Origin of the sequence: Chelativorans alearensis (assembly GCF_010993735.1) — a bacterium.
Taxonomy (GTDB): domain Bacteria; phylum Pseudomonadota; class Alphaproteobacteria; order Rhizobiales; family Rhizobiaceae; genus Chelativorans; species Chelativorans alearense.
Map to the genome: position 1 here is coordinate 213508 of NZ_WQNI01000004.1, position 21088 is coordinate 234595.

Sequence of the window (21088 nt, forward strand, 5' to 3'; positions counted from 1 at the left end):
TACCTAGCATCCCGTGCCGGTTTCCGGCAATGCTGCCGTTGCAGGCAGGTATGCCATGGACAAGCGGCATTCCATGTAGTAGTTGGTTTTCCATATTTTCTACATGGGATATATTGTTATGGCGGATAAAAATTCAGTTGCTGTCAATAATAAAACTTATTTTGACGATGATGAGTTTGGGTATTCTTCCGTTGGTGCTACGGCAAGTGTTGCGGTGAATCCGAGTGGAGCAGAAAAGAGCGCCGAAGAGCGTCTGCCGGATCAGGATAATACCAAGCAGGGATCTGTGAATATTGATTTCACTGTTTCCCCGCCCGAGGCCAACGACCTCTCCAAGAAGAGCGGGATTGACCTCCACATGAGCGAGACGACATCTTCGGAAGGCTCGTTCGACTGGAAAGCTTCTTCCGATCTTGGGGAACTGCGCCCGTCGGGACAGCCCGAAATGTCGGGCGTCATCGCTGAAACAACGCGCGAAAACGCCTCCACTGTGAGCGGTCATGCGACGGTCGTGGGAGAGGAGACGCCGAGCGGTGCCGACAATGCCGCGCAATCTCCCGCACCTTGCGTCAGTGAATTCCAGGTCTCGCTGGGCACGAAATACGGCGCCGATGGGGATCTTTCGTTTTTCGAGCCGACGACCGTCTCCGATCTGAGCGACATTCCCGTGCGGCAGGACGGCGATCTGTGGTGGCTGCCCGACGCCGAGCAGCCGGATTTCCTCTATCGGATCGACTTCGAGCTCGATGGCGAAGAAATATCGACCGTAATCGACGACGACGTGATGCTGGCGCTGACGCGCTCTCCGGGCAAGGTCAGCGAACTCATCGAGGAACAGTGGCAAGCGCTCGAGGCGAGCCGGGAAGACCAACCCTCGGATGCCGATGCCGAGCGGGCGCAGGATTCTCCCCAACAGGTGCCGGCGCTTTCCGAGGAGATCGCGCACGACGATCTGTTCACAGACGCGGCGGAGGACGTCTCTTCCGCGCCTGGGTTCGAGTTCGACGTTTTGAGGCCAGGCGATCTCGATCCGTTCGATCTCGACATCGAAGGCCTTCCCTTCCTCGCTTGAAGGAGCCGCATCGGCCTTAGCGTGAGGGGCTGCCGTGCGGCCCCTTCGGCAAATTGGCCCTTGCATCGCCGGTGTCTTCCATCCCAACAGTGTATAAGTGGATGAAGGCCGGAGGCTGGCGATGAATGCACCGAAAGAATTGCGCGTCTCGAAAGACCGCAAGCTCCTGACCGTGAGCTTTCCCGACGAGGAGCCGGTGTCGCTCAGCGCCGAGATGCTGCGGGTTCTCTCGCCCTCCGCCGAGGTGCAGGGCCACTCGCCCGAGCAGCGGGTGACGGTCGGCGGCAAGAAGGACGTGGCGATCGCGCGGATGGAGCCGGTGGGCAACTACGCCGTGCGCATCGTCTTCGACGACGGCCATGACACCGGACTATACAGCTGGAGCTATCTCGCCACCCTCGGCCGCGAGCGCGAAGAGCGCTGGCAGGACTATCTGCGCGAACTGGAAGAAAAGGGGCTGAGCCGTGAGCGCTGAGACGATGGATGCCGGGGCGATCGGGACGGTCGAGGAACTGGAAGCGCTTTACGGGAAGCCGGGGCAAACCTCGATCGTCAAGGAGATCGACCACATCATTCCCGCCTATGCCGCCTTCATTGAGGCTTCGCCCTTCGTTTCGCTGGCCACCGCCGGCCCGGAAGGGCTCGATTGCTCGCCGCGCGGCGACAAGCCCGGCTTCGTGCGCATCCACGACCCACGCACGCTGATGATGCCGGACCGGCGTGGCAACAACCGCATCGATTCGCTAAGGAACATCGTGCGCGACGGCCGCGTCGGCCTTCTCTTCCTGGTGCCCGGCTCCGGCACCACGCTGCGCGTCAACGGCCGGGCGCACCTTTCCGCCGACCTTGAGCTTTGCGCCTCCTTCGCCATCGAGGAAAAGGCGCCGCGCTCGGTCATCGTCATCCGCGTCGAAAGCGTCTACTTCCAGTGCGCGCGGGCGATCCACCGCTCAAAGCTGTGGGAGAGGGAGGCGCAGGTGGAGCCGGCCTTGCTGCCGACGCCGGGGGATATCCTAGGTGAATTGAGCCGTGGCGACATCGACGGGAAGAGCTACGATGAAGAATGGCCGGGGCGCGCGGCGAAGACGATGTGGTAGGGGGCTGGTGGGTTCGGGAGGAACTCTTGGCACGACGAACAACTCGATGAGCCCAAACGCGACCTTCCCGAGCCCCGAAAGCCGACACCAGATGCACCCCAAACTCATGGCGCAATCGAGGCAGTGATCACCATGTCTGCTCCGCATTGCTGAAGAGCGCCAAGGACCTCGAGTGGGTCCGGAGCCAGAGGTTCTGGCTGTGGAGATGGTGAAAGCGATTGGGGGGAAAGGTCGGCGCGGCGGATTATGCGCTCGCGCCGACGAAAGCCCTATTCAACGGGTATCATGAGATGCTCGTAAGGCGTTCCAGCCCACATTACCCAAGGCTGCGACCTGTCGGGGGTGTCTCCGGGCTGGGGATAGTCAGCCGGTAGCTCGGGCAACGCGAAGAGCATGACATGCGGCGGTTCCTGCTCCAGCTCCGCGCCCTCCGGTGCTTCGGCGAAGGGGTCGACATTGCTTGGGGTAGCGCCGCCCGCCAGCATGTAGCCGAAGCCTACCTTGCCCTTTGGTGGCTCCGTCTTATTCATCCACGCCTCCGCCCAGGCCATGGCATTCTGATCCAGGCACATCGGATTGTTGCCGGGGCCCGGATCGTCGGGCAAGCAGGTGAAGTTGTTTGTGCCCTCCCGCAGCGTCCGTACCTCGCCGTTTTCGTCAATCGCGATGATTGTCGCAGCGCTCGCCACGGCATCGGGTGCCGCGGACATAGCATTCTCGATCAGTTCGTCGTCGCTCATGTCGGCTGCCAGGACGGCGGTCGAAAGGCCAAGCCCGGCAAAGGCGGCCATGGAATACATTGACAACAGGCGCATTTCATCCTCCCACGTCGAGCGTTGGTAGGGGCGAGCGCTGCCGTCTACATGCCGGTGCGCCGCCAAGGCCCAACGCACCAAAAAAACATCATACCTCTCGCCGAATAACCCGCCAGCTACCCCAACTAGGTAGGCGGGCTCGGTAGAATTGATGAGGCCGTGCGGTGGCAATGATTGCAGCGAAGGGTGCTGATGTCAGGAAAGAGGGGGCACCTTCGGCAATAACGCCGCACTCGGTACGCCGCTTGCCAACTTCAGGCCTCCACCAAAACCAGCGTCCACGTCCACCCCTTCTACTCCCCCTCCAACTCATCAGCGATCCGCCGCATCTGTTCGCCCATGGCGTCGCAGAGTTCCGGGCTTGATTGCGCCATGGCGCGGTCGATAAGGGCCATGTAGACATCGAGCGCCTTCATCAGCAGCGCCTCGCCCTCGTCGGTGAGGTAGAGGCGCATGATGCGCTTGTCCTTGGCGTCGCCCTCGCGGCGCAGGAGGTTCTGCTGTTCGAGCTGCGGCAGGAGCATGGTGATGTTCGAGCGGCCGACGAGCAGGCGGCGCGCCAATTCGTGCTGGGAGGTGCCGGGGTGGCGGTAGAGGTTCATCAGGACGTCGAGCTGGGCGATCTTCAGGCCGAGGGGAGCGAGCGCCTGGGATAGCGCGCGCACGACGGCCTTTTCCGCCCGCACTACGGCGATCCAGTTGCGAAAGCGGGGATTTTCCCAGGGGAGCCGTTGCTGTTTGTTCATGATTGAACTATGATGTTCATGATTGAACAGAATGAGGCGCGCAAGATGATTTCCTTCCCGTTGCAGCTCGTCCGAGGCCTTTTTGCCATAGCCGAGCCCGTGGCGCCACGCCTGACGGGCAGAGCCGCGTTCGCGCTCTTCTGCCGCACGCCGAACCCGCGGCGCGCATCGCAAAGGGCGCGGGAGGCGTTGCGGGCGGCGGGGCCTTTCATGATGGAGGCGCGCCGGCACTGGCTGACCAGCGACTACGGGCATTTCGTGTGCCACGAGTTCCGCCCGCATGCCGGAGGCAGGGGGTGGAGTACCGCGCTCGTGGTGCACGGCTGGGGCTCGCGCAGCGAGCACATGCGCGCCATCATCGAGGAACTGCGCGGCAGGGGGATGCGTGTCGTGGCGCTGGACATGCCCGGCCATGGCGCCTCCGCAGGGCGGCGGCTGAACATGGCGATGGCCGTCGCGGCGGTGAAGACGGCGGAGCTCTGGCTCGGGCCCTTCTCCGTCATGATCGGCCATTCCCTCGGCGGGGCGGTGATCGTCAACGCGGCCGTCGGCTCGATCGAGGGCATTGCCCCGGTTGCCGCGGAGCGGCTGGTGACGATCGCCGCGCCCAATGCGATGCAGCATGTGTTCGACGGTTTCGCGCGCCATTGCGGGCTTGGGAGGAGGACGCGCGAGGCCTTTTATGCCGAGGTCGAGTATGTGACGGGGCAGCCGCTTCGCGCCTTCGAAGGCGCGGCGCAGCTGGCGCGCCTGCCTGTTCCCGTGCTCGTCCTGCACGCGCCGGACGACCGGGAGGTCGCGCCGGAGGATGCGGACGCTCTTTGCCGTGCGGGGCCGCATGTCGAGCGCCGCTGGGTGGAGGGCGCTGGGCACCGGCGCATCCTGGCAGACCGGCGGACCGCCTTGCAGGTGGGCGAATTCGCGGTGCGGCCGGCCTTTCTTGCCGCCGCGCAGTGAGGCCCGAGGGCGGCTGGTCACGATTTCGTGAAGATGCGCGATCCGGGGGCCTGGACGCCCACGGTTACCCTTGGTTCACCAAACGGGTATAGTCTTTACGGCCGATGGATTCTCGATCGGCTGGCGCGCGGGGGGTTGGGCGTGTCGAACGAACCATTGGTGAAAAGCGTTATCGATAAGACCAGGATAATCGCGGGGTGATTTCATGACGATGACGTTTGCGAAACGCGGCGGCCTTTCGGTGCTGGCGCTTGCGGTCGCCCTCACGGGGACGGCATCGTCGGCGAGCGCCGAGCGGAACCTTTTCGACATACTCTTCGGCAACCGCGTCAACAGGCAGCGCGTCGCCGAGCCGCCCCGCCAGCAGCCGGCGACCACGCCCGCGCCGCGGGTGGCCGCGCCGAAAATCTCCGCGCCCTCCTTCTATAACTATCGGCCGGAGGCGCCGGTAAAGGTGGATTTTTCGGCCATCGCGGCCGCGTTGGGGGAGGAGGACGGAGAAGGGGACGCCACGCCGTCGCCCTTCGTCGAGGCGCTTGCCGGCCTTGCCGGGTTCGAACTTTTCGCGGAGAAGGAGATCGCCGCGTCGCTCGCCGCCCATTACGAGCGAAACCCCGGTTTCATCTGGGTCGAAGGGGAGGGGCTGAACGACAAGGCCGACGCGGTCCTGCGCGTCCTCAACGATGCCTCCGCTTATGGGCTTTTGGAAGCGGACTACGCCGTCAACGTACCGCTCGCGGCGGCCGCCGTCCTCGATACGCCCGAGGAGCGGCGGCAGGCACTCATCCGCTTCGAGATGGCGCTTTCGGCGCGTGCGTTGCGCTATGCGCGCGACGCCCACCTTGGCCGCGTCGACCCCGACAAGCTGTCGGGCTACCACGACTTCCCCAAGAAGCCGCTGGAGGAGGCGGCCGTGCTGGAGGTGCTGGCGCGGACGAAGAAGCCCGCCGCCTATCTCCAGTCGCTGCACCCGCAGAACAGGCTCTACGCCGCGCTTCGCAGGGAACTGAAGGCGCTGAGGGCAAGCGCGGAGAAGGAGATCGTCGTCGATACCAAGACCTTTGTCCGGCCCGGTTCCAGCCATCCCGAATTCCCCAAGATCCTGCAGATCATCGAGCGTGACGCCGACGCGGCCTTCCGCGCCGAGCACGGCGAGGTGCTGGTCGCCCATGCGGGCAGCGAAACCTACGCGCAGGAGCTGGTGCCTGTCGTCAAGGCGGCGCAGGAGCTGCACGACCTCAACCCCGACGGCATCATCGGCCGCCGTACGGTCGGGGCGCTGGCGGGCGAATCGAAACAGGCGCGCATCGACAAGGTGCTTCTGGCGCTCGAGCGCCTGCGCTGGCATCCCTCCCATCTCGGCAACAGGCGGGTGATGATCAACGCCGCCTCCTTCACCGCCACCTATCTGGAGGGCGACCGGGAAAAGCTTTCCATGCGCGCTGTGGTGGGCAAGCCGTCCAACCAGACGAGCTTTTTCCACGACGAGATCGAGTATGTGGAGTTCAACCCCTATTGGGGCGTGCCGCGCTCGATCCTCGTCAACGAGCAGCTACCGCGGCTGAGGCGCGACCCGGGCTATCTCGACCGGGCCGGCTACGAGGTGACGGATTCGCGCGGCCGGCGCGTCTCCTCCGCGGCCATCGACTGGAACCGTTACGGCGCCAACATTCCCTTCAGCGTGCGCCAGCCGCCCGGTCCGGCAAACGCGCTGGGCGAGTTGAAGATCATGTTCCCCAACAAGCACAGCATCTATATGCACGACACCCCGGCGAAGGAGCTGTTCAAGCGCGATACCCGCGCTTATAGCCACGGCTGCGTGCGCCTGCAGGACCCGCGCGCCATGGCCGCCGCCGTGCTCGACACGTCGGTGGACGAGATCGGCCAGGAGATCGGCAAGGGGCGCAATGCGCGGCGGGACGCCCCGCAGAAGATCCCCGTCTATGTCGGCTATTTCACCGCCTGGCCGGAGGCGGGCGAGGTGACCTATCACGCCGACACGTATGGCCGCGACGACAACCTGAGGAAGGCGCTGGCCAAGGTGGAGGAAATCCGCGTGCCGGGCAGCTGACTTGAAGCAATTCCAGGAAAAGTGGAAACCGGTTTTCCGTCCGGAATTGCGGCAAAACAAGGCGCTAGATCAGTTTGATGAACTGATCTAGTTGCGCCAGAAGGTCGGCGTCAGAATCACCAGGACGGCCAGGATTTCCAGCCGCCCGAGCAGCATGGAAGCGGACAGTATCCACTTCGCGTAGTCGCTGAGCGAAGCGAAATTGCCGGCCGGACCGACGACCGGCCCGAGGCCGGGGCCGACATTCGTGATCGCGGTCAAGGTGGCTGTCATCGAGGTGACCATATCGAGGTTGCCTGCCGCGAGCGCCAGCGTCCCGCTCACCCACACGAGGATGAAGCCGACGACGAAAAGCGTTATCGAGCGCTGCATATCCTCGTCCACGGTGCGGTTGCCGTAGCGCAGCGGCTGCACCGAACGTCCATAGACCAGTGTGCGCAAGCCGTTCTGCAGCATGCGCGCGAGGATGAGGAAGCGGTAGGACTTCACGCCGCCGGCCGTCGAGCCGGAACAGCCGCCGAGAAATGTGGCGAAGAAAAACACCGTGACGGCGAAAGGGCTCCACAACGAGTAGTCTTCGCTGGCATAGCCCGTGGTGGTGATGATCGAGACAAGGTTGAAGGCCGAACTCGTCAACGCTTCACCGAATGTCGTATCGCTCACGATGCGCCTATGGATGGCGAGCGCCAGGACAATGCCAACCACATAGGCAAGGAAAAGCCGGATCTGCGGGTCTCGCATCGCGTCCAACCGGCCGCGTACGACCAAGAGGATGAGGATCGAGAAGGGCAGGGCGCCGAGAAGCATGAAGACCGTGCTGACCCACAACACGGCATCGCCCTCGAAATAGCCGAAGGACGCGTCATGGGTGGAAAAGCCACCGGTGGCGAGCGTCGTCATGGCGTGGTTGACCGCATCGAAAGTGGTCATCCCGACCGCGGCGTATGAGATCGCGCAGAGCGCCGTCAGCACCACGTAGATGCCGACGAGAGCCTGAAGAAAGCTGGACAGGCGCTCGAAGGGCCGGTCCTCGATATCCGACGATTCGATGCGGAAATAGGAAAAGCCGCCGACATTCAGAAGCGGCAGGAAGAAGAGGCCGAGCGCAATGACGCCGAGGCCGCCGATCCACTGCAGAAGCGACCGCCACAGAAGGATGCCGGGCGGCAGGTCGTCGAGGCCCGCAATGACGGTTGAGCCGGTGGTGGTGATGGCGGAGACGGATTCGAACACGGCGCCGGCGAAATCGAGCTTCAGCGACGCCGTATAGAGCGGAAAGGCGCCGATGACGCCGAGCGTCACCCACAGGACGACGACAACGAAGAACGCAAGGCGCGTTGAGCGGATGGGTGCACGGTCCCGCGTGGCGGCGGCAACCGTCAGCGCAACGGCGGCGGTCGTGAAGGCGCAGATGGCGAAGACCTGCCAGTCGCTGTGACCGTAGTAAAGATCGACCGCCGCCGGCACGAGCATCGCCGCCGCGATGTAGAGCGCAAAAATGGAAGCCACGAAGGCGGCCGCCCTGACGATGGAAGCGTGCACGTTGGGATCGCTCTCAGGATAGCATCGACATTAGCTCGTGAAACAGCAGCTTGGACTCGTGAAACAGACGCTAGTCCGCTGCGCTCCTTTCTGTCGGGATGGTGGGCGCGGTAGGGATTGAACCTACGACCCCACCCGTGTGAAGGGTGTGCTCTCCCGCTGAGCTACGCGCCCGCCCGACCGGTCAATGCCGAGCGCGCGGCGATATAAGGGGTGCCCGGCGGTGAAGTCAAGACGCCGGCTGACCGGCGGCTGCCGCGATGAGCTTTCCGGCGAGTTCCACCGTCAGCATGTCGAAATGCGAAATGACGCGGCTTGGCTCGAACATGTGCACCGGCTGGTCCGTATAGCCGAAATCGACGGCCACCACGGGGATGCCGGCCGCCTTGGCGGTATCGATGTCGGTGCGCGAATCGCCGATCATGACGGCGCCCTCCCGGTCGCCGCCGGCACGCGCTATCGTATCGGTGAGGTGGCGCGGGTCGGGCTTTCTGTGGGCGAAGCTGTCGCCGCCGCAAATCGCCTCGAACAGTCCGGCGATCTCAAGCGTCTCCAGCAGTTGCCGCGACAAGCGTTCGTGCTTGTTGGTGCAGACGGCAGTGACGAAGCCCGCCTGCCGGAATCGCGCCACGGCATCGAGCGCGCCGGGGAAAGGCTGCGAGCGACCGGGCATTCCGGCCGTGTAGTGCTCGATGAAGAGAGCCTGCAGCGCGTCGAGTTGGCCGTTCGCAAGCTGCCTTCCATCGGCGGCGAAGGCACGCTCGATCATGGCGCGGCTGCCGGCGCCGATGAAACGGCGGATCTGCACCTCGTCGACCGGCTGCATGTCGACGCTGCGCAAGCAGTGATTGAGGCTGTCGAGCAGGTCCGGCGCGGTGTCGACAAGCGTTCCGTCGAGGTCGAATACGATGATAGGCTTGGTCATTGTTATTCCCTTCGTGCCGAGAGCGGATACCGCGACACGACGCGGTCTGCAAGGAAGCCGGCACGGTACGAAGGTATTTGCCGGACGTGGCGAAAAAAGTTAGGAAGCATCCCAAACTTGTTGGGGACAAGATGGCAACGGACGCCAAAGCACTGAAAGTCGAGGCCGCGCGCGCGGCGCTTGGATATGTCGAGAGCGGCATGAAGCTCGGCATCGGCACGGGCTCGACCGCCGAGGAGTTCGTGCGGCTGCTCGCCGCACGGGTGGCGGACGGGCTCGATATCGTCGGCGTGCCGACCTCCGAGCGTACGGAGGCGCTGTGCCGGGAACTCCAGGTACCGCTCACCACCCTTAACGAGACGCCCGAGCTCGACCTCACGGTGGACGGTGCCGACGAGATCGGCCCCGGCCTTGCGCTCATCAAGGGCGGCGGCGGCGCGCTGTTGCGCGAGAAGATCGTGGCCGCCGCATCGAGCCGCATGATCGTCATCGCCGACGAAAGCAAGCTGGTCGAAACCCTCGGCCGCTTTCCCTTGCCCATCGAGGTCAACACCTTCGGCCTTCGCACCACGGTACTGGCCATCGAAGCGGCCGGCCGGCGCTTCGGCCTGACGGGCGAAATCGCCATACGCATGGCCGATGGTCAGCCTTTCCTCACGGACGGCGGCCATGTTATCGTCGATGCATCATTTGGCCGTATTCCCGCGACAAGAGCATTTGCCGACGAGTTGAACGCGATACCCGGTGTCGTGGAGCACGGCTTGTTCATCGGCCTTGCCAGCCTGGCGATACTTGCCGGAAAAGACGGCGTGAGGACGATCGACGCGCAAAGCTGACGGACCTGAAAACGGAGTAGGATCGAAAATGACATTGGCTAAACGCGCCCGCCTTTTTGCGCTCACCGCCGCGATGACCTTTGCGGCGTTTTCGCTGCCGGCCGGCGCCCAGGAAATTTCGGAATCGCATCTGAAGGCCGCGCGCACCGCACTCGACGCGATCGCCGCCACCGACGATTTCGATAATTATCTGCCGCTGGCTGCGCAAACACTGAAGGCCGAACTTATCCAGCAGAGCCCGAACATGGTGGAGCTCATCAACGCCACCGTCGACGAAAAGGCGCTCGAACTGGCGAGCCGCCGCGCCGACCTGGAAAACGAGGCGGCGCAGGCCTATGCGCGCGTGTTCAGCGAGGAGGACCTCAACAACATCACCGAGTTCTACAATTCGCCCACGGGAAAGAAGCTGCTGTCCGACGGCCCGATCGTCACCCGCGAGGTGCTGAGGGCAGCCACCGTCTGGCGCCGCGGCATCGAGCGCGACCTGTCCAACAGCGTGACCCAGCAACTCCAGGCTGCCACCAACGCCCAGGCGCCCGCCGAAAATGACGCCGATAACGGCCAGTAAACGCCTGAAAACGGATTGTTGAACGGAATTCAAAGCCCGGCTTTCACGCCGGGCTTTCATTTTCAGCGCACGCGGCATAGCTGAGGATGACACGAAAGCACGAGCACATGGGGTAAGGGCAGCATGGCGGACTTCGATCTCGATCTTTTTGTCATCGGCGGCGGCTCGGGCGGTGTCAGGGCAGGGCGCCTTGCCGCGGCCATGGGCAAGCGCGTCGCCATTGCCGAGGAGTATCGTTTCGGCGGCACATGCGTCATCCGCGGCTGCGTGCCGAAGAAGCTGTTCGTCTATGCCTCGCAGTTTCCGGAGCATTTCGAGGATGCGGCCGGCTACGGCTGGACGCTGGGCGAAGCCCGCTTCGACTGGCCGACGCTCGTCGCCAACAAGGACCGCGAGATCGCCCGGCTCGAGGGGCTCTATCGCAAGGGTTTGGAAAATGCCGGCGCGCGCATCTTCGATGAACGGGCTATCCTCCTCGACCGGCACACGGTGCGCGTCGGGAGAAAGACGCTGACCACGCAGAAGATCCTCATCGCCACCGGCGGCCGCCCGAACCCGCACGAGGCGCTGCCCGGCCACGAGCACTGCATCTTCTCCAACGAAGCGTTCCACCTCGAAGCGCTGCCGCGCTCCATCGCCATTGAAGGCGGTGGCTATATCGCGGTGGAATTCGCCAATATCTTCCATGGGCTCGGCGTCGAGACGACGCTCGTCTACCGCGGCAAGGAGATCCTCGGCCGTTTCGACAGCGATGTCCGCCGCGGCTTGCACGAAGCCATGGAAGCCAAGGGTATCCGCATCCTGTGCCAGGATATCTTCGAGGCGGTGGAAAAGCGCGCCGACGGCCGGCTCGACACGCATTTGAAGTCTGGCCGCAAGATGACCTTCGACATGGTGATGCTGGCCATCGGCCGTATTCCCAATACCGAAGGCCTGGGCCTCGATGCCGCCGGCGTTGAGACGGGCGTGAAGGGCGAGATACTGGTCGACGACTATTCGCGCACCAATATCGACAACATCTGGGCGATCGGCGACGTGACCGACCGTGTGCAACTCACCCCGGTCGCCATCCACGAGGCCATGTGCTTCATCGAGACCGTCTTCAAGGATAATCCAACGAAGGTCGACCACGAGGACATCGCCACCGCTGTCTTCTCGCAGCCGGAGATCGGCACCGTCGGCCTGAGCGAGGAGGCCGCGGCCAAACGCTACGATTCCCTGGAAATCTACCGCGCCAGCTTCCGCCCCATGCGCCACACGCTCTCCGGGCGCCAGGAAAAGATGATCATGAAACTCATCGTCGACGCCGCCTCGCGCCGCGTCGTCGGCGCCCACGTCCTGGGGCCGGACGCCGGCGAGATGGCGCAGTTGCTGGCCATCCCGATCAAGGCGGGGCTGACGAAGGACGCGTTCGACCGCACCATGGCCGTCCACCCCACGGCGGCCGAAGAGCTGGTGACGATGTATCAGCCGAGCTACCGGGTGCGGAACGGGGAGCGGGTGGAGTAGAAACGGTGCCAAGCGCCCAGCGCGAATTCGTCCGGGGCCGCCTTTTACATCGCCTCGCGCCCAAATGCGGGGTAGTATCCGGGCAAAGCTTCCGCTAAATAGCCGCTTTCCGGCCGGCAGACGCCGGCGGGAAGGTGGAGCCTATGGGTGTAGACATGACGAAATGGTCGCCGAATTCGTGGAGAAACAAGCCGATCGAGCAGGTCCCGGCCTATCCGGACCAGGCCGCGCTGGCCGAGGTCGAGGCGCGGATGGCGACCTATCCGCCGCTGGTTTTTGCAGGTGAGGCGCGCAAGCTGAAGAGGCAGCTCGCCACCGTCGCCAACGGCGAAGGCTTTCTCCTCCAGGGCGGCGATTGCGCCGAAAGCTTCGCCGAGCACGGCGCCGACAATATCCGCGACTTCTTCCGTGTCTTCCTGCAGATGGCGGTGGTGCTGACCTTCGGCGGCGCCCAGCCGGTGGTGAAGGTTGGCCGCATCGCCGGCCAGTTCGCCAAGCCGCGCTCCTCCGACGTCGAGGTGAAGGGCGACGTGTCGCTGCCCTCCTACCGCGGCGATATCATCAACGGTATCGACTTCACGGAAGGCTCGCGCACGCCCGATCCGGCGCGCCAGGAGATGGCCTACCGCCAGTCCGCGGCGACGCTGAACCTCCTGCGCGCCTTCGCCCAGGGCGGCTTCGCCAACCTGGAGAACGTGCACAAGTGGATGGTGGGCTTCATCGCCGACAGCCCGCAGGGAGAGCGCTATCAGGCATTGGCCGACCGCATCTCCGAGACGATGGATTTCATGCGCGCCATCGGCATCAACGCCGAGAGCCATCCCTCGCTCCGTGAGACTGATTTCTACACCAGCCACGAGGCGCTGCTTCTAGGCTATGAGGAGGCGTTGACGCGTGTCGATTCCACCTCCGGCGAATGGTACGCCACCTCCGGCCACATGATCTGGATCGGCGACCGCACGCGCCAGCCCGACCACGCGCATGTGGAATACTGCCGCGGCGTGAAAAACCCGCTGGGCCTGAAATGCGGGCCGTCGCTGGAGCCCGATGGCCTTATCCGGCTGATCGATGCGCTGAACCCCGAGAACGAGGCCGGACGGCTGACGCTGATCGCCCGTTTCGGCGCCGACAAGGTGGAGGCTCATCTGCCGAAGCTGATCCGCACTGTGGAGAAGGAAGGCCGCAAGGTGGTCTGGTCGTGCGATCCCATGCACGGCAACACGATCTCGCTCAACGGCTACAAGACGCGGCCCTTCGACCGCATCTTGCGGGAGGTCGAGGGCTTCTTTGCGGTGCACCGTGCCGAAGGCACGCATCCCGGCGGCATCCATATCGAGATGACAGGCAAGAACGTCACCGAGTGCACCGGCGGTGCGCGCGCCATTTCGGCCGACGACCTTTCCGACCGCTACCACACCCATTGCGACCCGCGCCTCAATGCCGACCAGGCGCTGGAGCTTGCTTTCCTGGTGGCCGAGCTCCTGAAGAAGGACGCGGCCGCACACCCGGCGAAGAAGGTCGCGGCGGTCTGAAGAGGCGCCTCGTGGCGCGCTTTTGTTGACCACAGCGTTCAACGCTTTGCGATACAGCCGATACCCTCGCCATGGCATAGTGGCGAGGGTTTTTGCTGGAGGACGTTCATGTCACGGTTAAGAGAAGGCGGATGCTTGTGCGGTGCCGTCCGTTTTCGCACGCACGGCAGCTTGCGCGGCGTCGTCTATTGCCACTGCTCGCAGTGCCGCAAGCAGAGCGGGCACCTCTACGCGGCAACCGACGTGGACGATGCCCGCCTCGAGATAGCGGGCGCCGACAATCTCACCTGGTACACCGCTTCCGATTTCGCCAGGCGCGGCTTTTGCCGTACCTGCGGTTCGGCACTCTTCTGGAAGCGCAACGGGGCTGATGTGACGTCGATCATGGCCGGCAGCTTTGAGCGGCCGAGCGGGCTGAAGGCGGAAGCGCATATTTTCGTTGCCGACAAGGGCGATTACTACGAGATAACGGACGGCCTGCCACAATACGCGCGTTCGAGCGATTCGATCCCGGTGGCCGACGAGCCGCAGAAGTAGCCATATATGACCGACCTGCCGAACGGCCTTCGCATCGAGAACCGCAAGGAACTGCCCGAGGACCTGCGGTTCCTGGTGGAAAAATACCCGCGTGAGACGTGGCAGGGCCATGCCAACCTTGGTGAGATGGCGCAGTTCTGGCTGCAGCGGCACAATATGTTCCGCGAGCTGGGCGGCATGCTGCAGAAAAGCGTCGCCGACTATCGCGAAGGCCATCTGCCGCCGGCCGCCTTCGCCCAATGGTTCGCCCCGCGCCTGCGCTTCTTCCTGCAGCAGCTTCACGGCCACCATCAGGTGGAGGACCTGCATTACTTTCCCGCCTTCGCCAAGGCCGAGCGGCGGCTCCAGCGCGGCTTCGACATCCTCGACAGCGATCACCATGTCATCCACGATGCGCTGGAGCGCAATGGCGAGAAGGGGCGCGAACTCCTTCTGGCCCTAAAGGAGAATGCCGACCGTCAGCTTTTCGCGGCCGATGCCTATGCCGACGAGAATACCCGCCTGATCGACATGCTTACCCGCCACCTTCACGACGAGGAAGATCTGATCATCCCGCTCATGCTGGACCGCGGCGAGGGCACCTTCACCGGCTGATCCGCCTCCCGCTTGTTGCAAGCCGTCGGGCCGCAGGCTAGAGGACTTGCCTATGAACGCTGCTCCCGACATCCTCCGCATTGCCGTCGCCCAGCTGAACCCCACCGTGGGCGATGTTGCCGGCAACCTTGCCAAGGCGCGTGAAGCGCGCGCCGACGCCGCTCGCCAGGGCGCCGACCTCGTGCTCTTCACCGAACTCTTCATCGCCGGCTATCCGCCGGAGGACCTGGTGATGAAACCGGCGTTTGTAGACGCCTGCGAAAAGGCGGTCGCCGAACTTGCCGCAGACACGGCCGACGGCGGCCCCGGCGTCATCATGGGCACGCCGCTCTCCCGCGAAAGCGGCATCCACAATTCCGTGATGGTGCTCGACGGCGGCACGATCATCGCCGAACGCCACAAGCTCGACCTGCCGAACTATGGCGAGTTCGACGAAAAGCGCGTCTTCCAACCCGGCCCGAACATGCCCGGCCCGGTCAATTTCCGCGGCGTGCGGCTCGGTATCCCCATTTGCGAGGATATCTGGGGCAAGCTCGATGTGTGCGAGACGCTAGCCGAATCGGGCGCCGAAATCCTGCTGGTTCCCAACGGCTCGCCCTATTATCGCGGCAAGGTGGAGGTGCGCCAGCAGGTGGCCATCGTCCAGGTCATCGACAGCGGCCTGCCGCTCCTTTACGCCAACATGCTGGGCGGCCAGGACGAGCTCGTCTTCGACGGCGCCTCCTTCGCCATCCAGGCCGACAAATCGCTGGCTTTCCAGATGAGCCAGTTCGAGGAGGCTGTTACCGTCACCACCTGGCGGCGCACGGCTGACGGCTGGGTTTGCGCGGAAGGGCCCATGTCCCTCATCCCCGAGAAGGAGGAGGCCGACTATCGCGCCTGCATGCTGGGTTTGCGCGACTACGTGAACAAGAACGGCTTCAAGAACGTCGTCCTCGGCCTTTCCGGCGGTGTCGATTCAGCGCTTTGCGCGGCGCTTGCCGTCGATGCGCTCGGCGAGGAGAGGGTGAGGGCGGTCATGATGCCCTACCGCTACACCTCGAAAGAATCGTTGAAGGACGCCGAGGACTGCGCCCGCGCACTCGGCTGCCGCTACGACATCGTGCCGATCTTCGAGCCTGTCGAAGGTTTCAACCACGCGCTCACCCAGCTTTTCGAGGGCACGCAGGAGGGCGTGACGGAGGAAAACCTGCAAAGCCGCACCCGCGGAACGCTCCTGATGGCGATTTCCAACAAGTTCGGCTCGATGGTGGTCACCACCGGCAACAAGTCGGAAATGTCCGTCGGCTACGCCACCCTCTACGGCGACATGAACGGCGGCTTCAATCCCATCAAGGACCTCTACAAGCTGCAGGTCTACGCGCTCTGCCGCTGGCGCAACGGGCATGTGCCGCCGGGTGCGCTAGGCCCTTCCGGCGAAGTGATCCCGGTGTCGATCATCGACAAGGCGCCCTCGGCGGAGCTGCGCGAGAACCAGACGGACCAGGATTCCCTGCCGCCCTATCCCGTCCTCGACGACATCCTCGAATGCCTTGTGGAAAACGACATGGCCGTCGACGACATCGTCGCGCGCGGCCACAGCCGCGAAACCGTCCACCGCGTCGAGCACCTGCTCTACATCGCCGAATACAAGCGCCGCCAGGCGGCGCCCGGCGTGAAGATCACGAAGAAGAATTTCGGCCGCGACCGGCGCTATCCGATCACCAACAGGTTCCGGGATCGGACGTAGCGTTATAGCTGCAAATTGGAATCGAGATGGTCGGCGCGAAGGGGCACCACGGTAGTCGTAACCGTAAAATAGCGGCTACCGATCGATCGCCTCCAGTGCCTCGCGCCGGTGGTAGACGTGGTCCACCAGTCCCCACTCCCGCGCCTCCTCGGCGGTCATGAAGAAATCGCGATCGAGTGTGCGTTCCACTTCGTCCTTGGGGCGCCCGCAATGCTCGGCGTAGAGCTTGATCATGTGCCGCTTCAGTTTCAGGATGTCCGCGGCGTGCCGCTCTATGTCCGAGGCCTGTCCCTGAAACCCGCCCAAGGGCTGGTGCAGGATGATCCGCGCGTTGGGAAGCGCCACGCGGCGCCCCTTGGCGCCTGCCATCAGGAGAAACGAACCCATAGAGGCCGCGGTGCCAAAGCACAGCGTGGCGACTGGGCATTTGATGAACTGCATGGTGTCGTAGACGGCGAAGCCGCTGGAGACCACGCCGCCCGGCGAGTTGATGTAGAAGGAGATCTCCTTGTTCGGGTTCTCCGCCTCCAGATGCAACATCTGGGCACAGATGAGCGCGGCGGAATTGTCGTCCACCTGGCCGTTGAGAAAGACGATGCGCTCGCGCAGAAGCCGCGAGAAGATGTCGAAGGAGCGCTCGCCGCGCGCCGATTGTTCAACGACCATGGGGACGAGATTCATCATGTCACGCATGGCGCAACCTCCTCTTGTTCAAATAGCTATTGCGTTCGGCTCAGGCGGCAAGCGCCAGAGGCGGAGTGTTTGAGTTCGCCGCGCGGATCGCCGGCGCGCGCGCCACCACCTGCCCGTGAGTGAGGCGGAACCGCGTCCGCCCGCCCGCGATCGGCTCAAGCTCGATCGTGACGAAGGGCGGCGCGTCGGGGCAGGAGGGGTCGTGCCAGGCATAGCGGAGCCGGTCGTAGGGCTCGGCTTCGACGATGCGGTAACGCGGCCCTTCCATGGCATCTTCGCCCTCCGCCGCCGGGCGGGCGCCGAGCCAATCGGCGAGAAGCTCCTCCTCCGTCAGCGCGCGCCAGAGCGTTTGGGGCGAAGCCTCCATTTCGCATTCGACGACGATCTCGTCCGGCCTCGTCTCGACCTCGTCGGTGGGCGTCATTGGTCCATCTCCTTCAAAAGCGCCTTCAGCCGCTCGACCCGTTCGGGCCAGTAGGCGCGGTAGCGCGTCAGCCAATCGAGCACCGGCGCCAGCCCTTCCGGGGCCAGGCTGTAGCGCACGTGGCGGCCCTCCTTCTTCTCCGCGATCAGCCCGGCGCCGCGCAGCACCGCCACATGCTGAGAGACCGCCGGCTGCGAAATGCGCAAGCCCTCGCGCAATTCGGTCGCGTTCTTCTCGCCGTCCAACAGGCGCTCCAGCACGGCACGCCGGTTCGGATCGGCAAGCGCACGAAAGATATCCGTCTCGTTCATGGCTATAGATAAGCAGATACTTATCTATCAGGCAAGGCCGTGTCCACATCTTCCGTTGCACCAGCGGGCGAAAGCCGGTGGGGCAGGGGCGCGGACGGCTTGCAACGCGGACGTAAGCTTCTACGATGGGCTCGTTCCTGCCAGATCCGGCAATGCGCGAAGCGGGATGAAGCGCTGCGCGCTCCCAGCAGAGATTCCAATGTCCTTTTTGCTTTTTCTCCGCGAGAACGCGCGCTGGCTTACCGGCGGGTTCCTCCTCACCTTCTTCTCGTCCTTTGGACAGACCTTCTTCATCTCGCTGTCAGCCGGTAATATTCGCCAGGAATACGCCCTGTCCCACGGCGCCTTCGGCATGATCTATATGCTGGCAACGCTCGCCAGCGCCCTTACGATGCCGCGCTTCGGCCAGATCGTGGACCGCTATACGGTAAGGACCGTCACGTTCATCATCGTGCCCATCCTGGCGATGGCCTGCGTCCTCATGGCGCTGTCCACCTCCGTCCTCGTCCTGGTTGCGACCATTTATCTGCTGCGCCTGTTCGGGCAGGGCATGATGACGCAGAACGCGCTGACGGCCATGGGCCGCTGGTACGCCGCCCAGCGCGGCCGTGCCGTCTCCATCACCATTCTGGGACACAACGTGGGAGAGGCGGTCTTTCCCATCGTCTTCGTCACCGTCGCCGGCCTTGTCGGCTGGCGCAACGGCTGGCTGATCGCCGCCGCTTTCCTGGTCGTCGTCGCGCTGCCCGTGATTTCGGGGCTGATGGCGGTCGAGCGGGCACCGCGCTCCAGCGATCCCGCCCCGCGCGCCACGACCACGCGCGACTGGACGCGCGGCGAGGTCATGCGCGATCCGCTGTTCTACGCACTGCTTCTCGGCGTCATGGCTCCAGGATTCATCGGCACGACCATCGCCTTCCACCAGATCTACCTGGTCGAGCTGCGCGGGTGGTCGCTCGAGGTCTTCGCCTCTTCGTTCACCTTCATGGCGGCGATGACCGTCATCTGCGCACTGGTGGCGGGGCAGTTGGTCGACCGCTTCTCCGCCGTATCCCTGCTACCGACGTTCCTGCTGCCGCTGGCGGTCGCCTGTCTAGTGCTGGCTTCCTTCGAGGCCCAGTGGACCGCTTTCGCCTTCATGGGGCTGCTCGGCGTGTCCTATGGCTTTTCGGCGACGCTTTTCGGCGCGCTGTGGCCGGAAATCTACGGCACCCGCCATTTGGGCGCCGTGCGGGCTTCCATCGTCGCCATCATGGTCTTCGCCACGGCGGTGGGGCCGGGGCTAACGGGCTTTCTGATCGATCTGGGTGTTTCCTATCCGCTGCAGGTGGCCACGATGGGCTTTTATTGCTTCGCGGCCGCGCTCCTCATGCTCGCCGTCTCGCGGCGCCTCACGGCTCGTGCCTTGCAAACCGGCGAGGCCTCGGCTACCTCCGCGCCATGAGTGTCACCGTTCGCTTCGCGCCGTCCCCGACGGGGCAGATCCATATCGGCAACGCACGCCCCGCGCTGTTCAACTGGTTGTTCGCGCTGAAGGCGGGCGGGCGTTTCATCCTGCGCTTCGACGACACGGACATCGCGCGGTCGCGGCGGGAGTTCGCCGACCAGATCGAGGCGGACCTGCGGTGGCTGGGCATCGAGCCGGATCTGGTCGTGCGCCAGTCGGACCGTTTTCCGAGCTACGAAAGCGCCGTCGTCAGGCTCAGGGAGGCAGGCCTTCTCTATCCCTGCTACGAGACGGCGGAAGAGCTGGAGCGGCGGCGCAGGATCAGGCTGTCGCGCCGCCTGCCGCCGGTTTATGGCCGCGAGGCACTGAAGCTCGATGAGGAGGAGAGGGCGCGGCTGGAGGCGGAAGGCCGGAGGGCACACTGGCGCTTCCTGCTGCCCAATTTCGACGCTGACCCCCTGTCGCCGCGGCGCACGGAAATCCACTGGGAAGACATCGTGCGCGGCCCACAGACCGTCGACCTCGCCTCCATGTCCGATCCCGTTCTGGTGCGCGAGGACGGCACGTTCCTCTATACCCTGCCGTCGGTCGTCGACGATATCGAACTGGGCGTGACGCATATCATTCGCGGCGACGACCATGTGACGAACACCGGCGCCCAGATCGCCCTGTTCGCGGCGCTGGGCGCGGTGGCGCCTGCCTTTGGCCATCACAATCAGCTCACCGCCACCACCGGCGAGGGACTTTCCAAGCGCTCCGGCGCGCTATCCATCGCCGGCCTGCGAGAAGCCGGCATAGAGCCGATGGCCGTCGCTTCGCTGGCCGTCCTTATCGGCACCTCGGAAGCGGTGACCGCGTACCGCGACATGGAGGCGCTGGCAGCGCACTTCGACCCGGCATCGAGCTCGAAATCGCCGGCCAAATTCGATCCCGCGGAGCTTCAGGGACTAAACCGCAGCCTTATTCAGGCGATGTCCTTTGCGGAGGCCGCGCCGAGGCTGGAAAAGCTCGGCATCACCGGACCGAAGGCCGAGGCCTTCTGGACCGCCGTGCGCGGCAATCTCGATACGCTGGCCGATGCCGCAGGCTGGTGGCGGGTGATAAGAGAGGGACCGGAGAAGGCCGACCTCTCCACGGAGGACGAGGCTTTTGTGAACCTGGCGTTCGGCCTGCTGCCGCCGGAGCCCTGGGACCGGGAAACCTGGCGCGCATGGACGGAGCGCGTGAAGGAGGCGAGCGGGCGCAAGGGCAAGGCTCTGTTCAGGCCCATTCGGCTGGCGCTCACGGGGCGGGAGTCCGGCCCCGACCTCGCAGATCTATTGCCTTTGATGGATCGGGAAAGAATCGCGGGCCGACAATCCTGATCTGCTGCTCTCTCTCCGCGTCCCGCGCCGCAGGCATTTTCCCGACCGCCTCGCCGCCTGTCGCCGGCTTGCCCGCCCGCTGCCAGCCATCATCCCCGGCAAGCTGTCGAGCCCGCGGATTTGCATGCGCTTCAGACTGATCCAACATCTGGCGCGTTGCGGCGCCGACGACGAGAAGCACCATGCAGGCCATGGCTGCGTAGATAGCTTTTTCTGGCTGAATACCCATCCCACCACCGTAAAACGCACTTTAGGTGTCTCCGCTTCCCTTGGAGGTTGCGGTTTAGTGGGTTGTTGCACGGGGTGGTTTAAAAACACG

At 64.3% G+C, this 21088-nt stretch carries 21 protein-coding genes and 1 tRNA gene; 14 read left to right on the plus strand and 8 right to left on the minus strand.

Going from position 1 to position 21088, the window contains the following annotated elements:
- Positions 1–118: 118 nt before the first annotated feature.
- The 3 genes from GPJ75_RS08200 (at position 119) to GPJ75_RS08210 (ending at position 2169) form a co-directional block, all read left to right on the plus strand.
- A complete protein-coding gene (locus GPJ75_RS08200) occupies positions 119–1072 on the plus strand; it encodes a hypothetical protein (RefSeq protein WP_163266957.1) in 954 nt (317 codons plus the stop codon).
- 121 nt (positions 1073–1193) lie between these two features.
- Positions 1194–1547 carry a gamma-butyrobetaine hydroxylase family protein gene (locus GPJ75_RS08205; RefSeq protein ID WP_163266959.1) on the plus strand — a complete coding sequence of 118 codons (354 nt, stop codon included), beginning with the start codon at positions 1194–1196 and terminating at the stop codon, positions 1545–1547.
- A 4-nt stretch (positions 1548–1551) separates the two neighbouring features.
- The gene (locus GPJ75_RS08210; RefSeq protein WP_163267063.1) at positions 1552–2169 is read left to right on the plus strand and encodes a pyridoxamine 5'-phosphate oxidase family protein; all 618 of its coding nucleotides are present in this window, start codon (positions 1552–1554) and stop codon (positions 2167–2169) included.
- A gap of 269 nt (positions 2170–2438) precedes the next feature.
- On the opposite strand, the gene GPJ75_RS08215 is transcribed toward GPJ75_RS08210, so the two are convergent.
- Both GPJ75_RS08215 and GPJ75_RS08220 read right to left on the minus strand, forming a co-directional pair.
- Positions 2439–2984, minus strand: coding sequence for a hypothetical protein (locus tag GPJ75_RS08215; protein ID WP_246248976.1), 546 nt, complete (start codon positions 2982–2984; stop codon positions 2439–2441).
- 293 nt (positions 2985–3277) lie between these two features.
- Complete coding sequence (locus GPJ75_RS08220; protein WP_163266961.1) at positions 3278–3730, minus strand: MarR family winged helix-turn-helix transcriptional regulator; 453 nt, start codon at positions 3728–3730, stop codon at positions 3278–3280.
- Between the two features lie 18 nt (positions 3731–3748).
- Between GPJ75_RS08220 and GPJ75_RS08225 the strand changes: the two genes are divergently transcribed.
- Positions 3749–4687 (plus strand): alpha/beta hydrolase, encoded by a 939-nt coding sequence (locus GPJ75_RS08225; protein ID WP_246248977.1) that lies wholly within the window; start codon positions 3749–3751, stop codon positions 4685–4687.
- A gap of 205 nt (positions 4688–4892) precedes the next feature.
- Positions 4893–6758 (plus strand): L,D-transpeptidase family protein, encoded by a 1866-nt coding sequence (locus GPJ75_RS08230; protein ID WP_163266963.1) that lies wholly within the window; start codon positions 4893–4895, stop codon positions 6756–6758.
- Between the two features lie 87 nt (positions 6759–6845).
- On the opposite strand, the gene GPJ75_RS08235 is transcribed toward GPJ75_RS08230, so the two are convergent.
- From GPJ75_RS08235 to GPJ75_RS08245, 3 genes are all read right to left on the minus strand, one after another.
- Entirely contained in the window at positions 6846–8300 is a 1455-nt protein-coding gene (locus GPJ75_RS08235; protein WP_205602493.1) for a TrkH family potassium uptake protein, read from the minus strand.
- A gap of 99 nt (positions 8301–8399) precedes the next feature.
- Positions 8400–8474: transfer RNA gene (locus GPJ75_RS08240), tRNA-Val, on the minus strand.
- Positions 8475–8529: 55 nt separating this feature from the next.
- Entirely contained in the window at positions 8530–9225 is a 696-nt protein-coding gene (locus GPJ75_RS08245) for a phosphoglycolate phosphatase (protein WP_163266965.1), read from the minus strand.
- 131 nt (positions 9226–9356) lie between these two features.
- On the opposite strand from GPJ75_RS08245, the gene rpiA reads away from it, so the two are divergent.
- The 7 genes from rpiA to GPJ75_RS08280 all read left to right on the plus strand — a co-directional run bounded on the left by rpiA (position 9357) and on the right by GPJ75_RS08280 (position 16530).
- Positions 9357–10061, plus strand: coding sequence for a ribose-5-phosphate isomerase RpiA (rpiA, locus tag GPJ75_RS08250; protein WP_163266967.1), 705 nt, complete (start codon positions 9357–9359; stop codon positions 10059–10061).
- Between the two features lie 28 nt (positions 10062–10089).
- Positions 10090–10629, plus strand: a complete 540-nt coding sequence (locus GPJ75_RS08255) for a DUF2059 domain-containing protein (RefSeq protein WP_163266969.1) — start codon at positions 10090–10092, stop codon at positions 10627–10629.
- A 123-nt stretch (positions 10630–10752) separates the two neighbouring features.
- Complete coding sequence (gene gor / locus GPJ75_RS08260; protein ID WP_163266971.1) at positions 10753–12138, plus strand: glutathione-disulfide reductase; 1386 nt, start codon at positions 10753–10755, stop codon at positions 12136–12138.
- Between the two features lie 155 nt (positions 12139–12293).
- Positions 12294–13670: a class II 3-deoxy-7-phosphoheptulonate synthase gene (locus tag GPJ75_RS08265; RefSeq protein WP_163267071.1), complete on the plus strand. Its 1377-nt coding sequence runs from the start codon at positions 12294–12296 to the stop codon at positions 13668–13670.
- Between the two features lie 108 nt (positions 13671–13778).
- On the plus strand, positions 13779–14207 hold the full coding sequence (locus tag GPJ75_RS08270) for a GFA family protein (RefSeq protein ID WP_163266973.1): 429 nt from the start codon (positions 13779–13781) through the stop codon (positions 14205–14207).
- 6 nt (positions 14208–14213) lie between these two features.
- Entirely contained in the window at positions 14214–14801 is a 588-nt protein-coding gene (locus GPJ75_RS08275; RefSeq protein ID WP_163266975.1) for a hemerythrin domain-containing protein, read from the plus strand.
- Positions 14802–14853: 52 nt separating this feature from the next.
- Entirely contained in the window at positions 14854–16530 is a 1677-nt protein-coding gene (locus GPJ75_RS08280; protein WP_163266977.1) for an NAD+ synthase, read from the plus strand.
- A 75-nt stretch (positions 16531–16605) separates the two neighbouring features.
- Here GPJ75_RS08280 and GPJ75_RS08285 read toward each other — a convergent pair whose 3' ends face one another.
- Genes GPJ75_RS08285 through GPJ75_RS08295 form a run of 3 tightly spaced genes read right to left on the minus strand, consistent with a single transcriptional unit; the run spans position 16606 to position 17958 of the window.
- Complete coding sequence (locus GPJ75_RS08285) at positions 16606–17223, minus strand: ATP-dependent Clp protease proteolytic subunit (protein ID WP_163266979.1); 618 nt, start codon at positions 17221–17223, stop codon at positions 16606–16608.
- Between the two features lie 40 nt (positions 17224–17263).
- On the minus strand, positions 17264–17647 hold the full coding sequence (locus GPJ75_RS08290) for an SRPBCC family protein (protein ID WP_163266981.1): 384 nt from the start codon (positions 17645–17647) through the stop codon (positions 17264–17266).
- On the minus strand, positions 17644–17958 hold the full coding sequence (locus tag GPJ75_RS08295) for an ArsR/SmtB family transcription factor (RefSeq protein WP_163266983.1): 315 nt from the start codon (positions 17956–17958) through the stop codon (positions 17644–17646). Before GPJ75_RS08295 ends, GPJ75_RS08290 begins: the two co-directional genes overlap by 4 nt.
- Positions 17959–18157: 199 nt before the next feature.
- On the opposite strand from GPJ75_RS08295, the gene GPJ75_RS08300 reads away from it, so the two are divergent.
- Both GPJ75_RS08300 and gltX read left to right on the plus strand, forming a co-directional pair.
- Positions 18158–19402, plus strand: a complete 1245-nt coding sequence (locus GPJ75_RS08300; protein ID WP_163266985.1) for an MFS transporter — start codon at positions 18158–18160, stop codon at positions 19400–19402.
- Positions 19399–20769 carry a glutamate--tRNA ligase gene (gene gltX, locus GPJ75_RS08305; RefSeq protein WP_163266987.1) on the plus strand — a complete coding sequence of 457 codons (1371 nt, stop codon included), beginning with the start codon at positions 19399–19401 and terminating at the stop codon, positions 20767–20769. The genes GPJ75_RS08300 and gltX overlap by 4 nt, the downstream gene beginning before the upstream one ends.
- Positions 20770–21088 lie beyond the last annotated feature (319 nt).